The 3,668-nt window shown below is 63.2% G+C and carries 3 protein-coding genes; all 3 read right to left on the bottom strand.

Annotation, left to right across the window (positions count from 1 at the left end):
- Positions 1–1,638 (bottom strand): hypothetical protein (locus tag OXG98_03015; GenBank protein ID MCY3770980.1); only part of this gene is annotated, 1,638 nt, incomplete at its 3' end.
- Positions 1,639–1,869: 231 nt separating this feature from the next.
- A complete protein-coding gene (gene bla, locus OXG98_03010; protein ID MCY3770979.1) occupies positions 1,870–2,757 on the bottom strand; it encodes a subclass B3 metallo-beta-lactamase in 888 nt (295 codons plus the stop codon).
- 127 nt (positions 2,758–2,884) lie between these two features.
- Positions 2,885–3,668, bottom strand: a 784-nt coding sequence (locus tag OXG98_03005; protein MCY3770978.1) for a YncE family protein, incomplete at its 5' end; no start/stop codon positions are given.

Raw genomic sequence — 3,668 nt, 5'->3', positions numbered from 1 at the left:
GGTGGGCCCGTGGTCGACGCCGTTGCCGGGCATCTCGATCTTGCGGATCAGTTCCTTGCTGTCGACGTCGTAGACGTAGATCCTGCCCTCGCCGTTGCTGGTGGCCCACATCTCCCTGCCGTTGGGCGACATCAGGACGTGGTCCAGCTTGTAGGCGCTGTACAGGGTCTCGGTGGCGTGCCCGGTCTGCGTGTCGATGATGGTGATCGTCCGGCCGAGGTGATGCGCCGCCTCGCCCTTGTCGGCGACCCAAAGCTCAGTCTCTTCCGCGTTGAGCGCCCCGCCGTACGGCCCGATGCCGGTTCCGTTGGTCCAGATGATCTCGCCCGTCTTGATATCCACCTTGGCGGCAACGGAACTGCTCATGATCGGATAGATGTACTCCTTGGCGTTGTCGATGACGGCCCAGTTGGGGCGGTAGCCCGGGATGGGATACTCGGCGACGACCTCCCAGGTCTCCGGATCGATGGTGGCGACCCAGAAAGGCCGCATGGCCAACAAACTGCCCTGGTACATCATCCGGACGCCCTGCATACCCGTGCTGCGCCCCGGGGCGTAACCGGCGGGCTCCATCAGCGCGTAGATGTATTCGTAGTCCTTGTCGGTCCAGACGGTGTAGATGAAGCCGCCCATGTCGACGTCCCTGACGCCGCCCAGGATCTCGTCCGTTTCCGGGTCGTACAGGAACAGCCCCAGCCCGTCCTGGTCGCGCACGAAAACGTCGAACAGCACCTTGTCCCTGAAGACCTGGCCGTGATGCAGCCGGGCGCCGATGGTGACCTGCAACACGGGCTGCAGGGTGATGGCGTCGAGCTTGAGCATCGTCCAGGCGCCGGCCGGGTCCGGCGTGCCGTCGGCGGTGGGCTCGCGGGGGCCGACCATGTAGGCGTACTTGCCGTCCGGCGACATGGCCGAAGTGTGCACCACGGCCCGTAGCTGCTCCGGAATCATGTGGGTGGCGATGATTTCCATGGTCTGGGCATCGCCGACCACGAGCTGGTTGCTGGGCGGGGGCTGGTAACCGTCGAACAGCACCGACGGCGAACTGGTCGTGCCCACGTTCTCGTAGAAGTAGGTCTTGCCCGGTTCAGGCGTGAACTTGGGCTCGCCGGGATCCCACCTCGCCACGATCCGCGACGGATACTCGCTCCAGACGCCGCCTTCGATGGACCGCCGCGTCCAGGTCTCCTGCACCGAGGCGAACGTCTCCACCGCCTCCACCTGCAGGTCGCGCGGCGTCTTGGCAAACTCCTGCTCTTCCGCCTGGTTTGCCCTCACCGCCGCCAGCGCATCCCGCCAACCCTGCACCAGGCCGATGTCCAGCGGCAGGTCCGCCAGGGTGCGAACGTACATGGCGATCGCCTCGAGATCGGTGTCGCTGGGATTCATCTCAGCAACGATCACGCCCATCATCGGGTTGTTCTCGAGCTGATCGTAGATGTCCACCGGCGTGGGGCCGAAGTGCAGCGTGGGGCCCACCAGCCCCTCGGCCGTCTCGCCGTGGCACACCCAGCACCCGATGTCGGCATTGAACAGCTCGCTGCCCCGCTCCACGAGCGCCTCCACGGAATCCTGGGCTGCGGAGGACGTGATGATCAGCAAGCCGATGAACAGGACTGAAAGGACTCTTCTTTCCATACCGGTTGACTCCTCGTTGGAATCCGGCAAAGCCGCTGGGCAGTGGCCGACGCCACGCGGCTTCGACCGGACGAAAAAGTATAGCGCAGACGCAATTGGAAGCGCGTTACACAGACGAAAGGATCAACCGCGACCAAAAAGACTCCACGCAGGACCAGGCCTTGACCGTATCGCCTGGCGCCCGCACCCGGTGCCTGCGAGCGGTCAGGCGCCCGGTTACGCTCAACGCTACTATTCGGCGCTTTCTGCAGCGACTTGTTCCTCGTAGATGCGCTCAAGCCGCTCGACCTCGGCAATGAATCCTTCAGGATCGACGAAGGTATCCGGACTGTACGCCTGCCCCGGCCGGTACTTGTTCAGCAGGCCGTACTGGCCGCCGTGGGCGGCGACCCAGACATCCACGCCCATTGCCTTCTGGCTTGCGAACGTACTGGCGAAGTCATCTGCCACCCCGGGATAGGTGGGGTCGACAACCAGCCGCTTGCCTTCGTTGATGGTACCCATGTTCGCGACCACGACGTTGTAGTCGCGTCCGTCTTCCGTCACCTGCATGGAGTAGCTCGAACTGCCCTCCGTGTGGCCCGGATGATGGTGAACGCGCAGGCGAATATCACCCAGCTCGATGACATCGCCGTCGTTGATGATCCGGTCGACCTCCACCGGCCGGAACGACTCCCGGCCACCAAAATGTGGGTCGCTGAAACCGCCGTCCTCCAGCACCCTGCCGTCGCCGGCCGTGGCCCACATCTCGGCCCCGGTGATCTCCTTGATTTCCGCCAGTGCAGCCGTGTGGTCCCAGTGGGCCTGCATGGTCAGCAGGATCCTGACGTCCTCCAGGCGATAGCCCACTGATTCGATGTTCTCCCGGATGAGAGGCGTGGAATCCTCCAAACCGGAGTTGATCAGGATGTGACCCTCGTCCGATGCGATCAGGAAAACGCCCAGGCCGGCGGTACCTACGGCATACAGATTTCCGATGACCCGGTGCCCCGGGAACGGCTCCGTCCAATCTGCGGGCTGGGCCTGCAACCCGGCGATGGGGAAGGCCAGCAAGAGGGTAGCCGCGGCAAGGCGGGCGAACTGTTTAAAGAATGAACGCGGTGACTCGGTGGTTACCATGGCTTTCCTCCCGGGTGGCGCACTCATCTTGTCTGTGCGTGCGCACACAAATTCACCCTATACGTTAATGCGTATAACTGCAGAAAATACGCGATTGCGTATAAAAATCTGATAGCGTGCGGATCGGCTAGAAATTCAGCGCGTTGCCCAGGACGGGATTGATACCGCCGTGAAAATTGCCCTGGTCGCGTACCACGCGCGGTTCGCCATTCTCGTCGTAGTGCACCCACACGAGGCCGTGGGCATCGCCGTTACCCGGCATGTCGATGATGTTCGTCAGTTCCCTCGACTTGGCATCGTAGACGTAAATTCGGCCCTCGCCGTTGCTGGTGGCCCACATTTCCGTGCCGGTGGGGTCAAGAAGCACATGGTCCACCTTGTAGGCGCCGTAGAGCGTTTCGGTGGCATGCCCGGTCTGGGTGTCGATGATGGTGACGGTGCGGCCCAGGTGGTGAGCGCCCTCGCCCTTGTCCGCGACCCAGAGTTCGGTCTCGTCGATATTGAGCGACGCGCCGTACGGACCGATGCCGGTCCCGTTGGTCCAGACGACCTCGCCCGTTTCGATATTGATCTTGGCAGCGTTGGAGAGCGAGTTGATGACGTACATGTTCTCCTTGGCCGAATCCACGACCAGCCAATTGGGCCGATAGCCGGGGATGGGGTATTCGCGCAGCACCTCCCAGGTGTCCGGGTCGATCTTGGCGATCCAGAACGGGCGCAAGGCCGTGAACCGGCCCTGGTACATGCTCACGGCAGCGAACATGCCGGTCGCACGGCCCGGCGCGTAACCGGCGGGCTCGACGAGCGCATAGATGTACTCGTAGTCCTTGTCCGACCACGCGGTGTAGGCAAAGCCGCCCAGGTCCACATCGCGGATGCCGCCTACAACCTCGTCGGTTTCCGGGTCAAGC

The organism is Gemmatimonadota bacterium (genome assembly GCA_026706345.1).
Classification (GTDB): Bacteria; JAAXHH01; JAAXHH01; order JAAXHH01; family JAAXHH01; genus JAAXHH01.
Note: the sequence above shows the minus strand (reverse complement) of the source record. Positions and strands in the feature narration are given on the sequence as shown.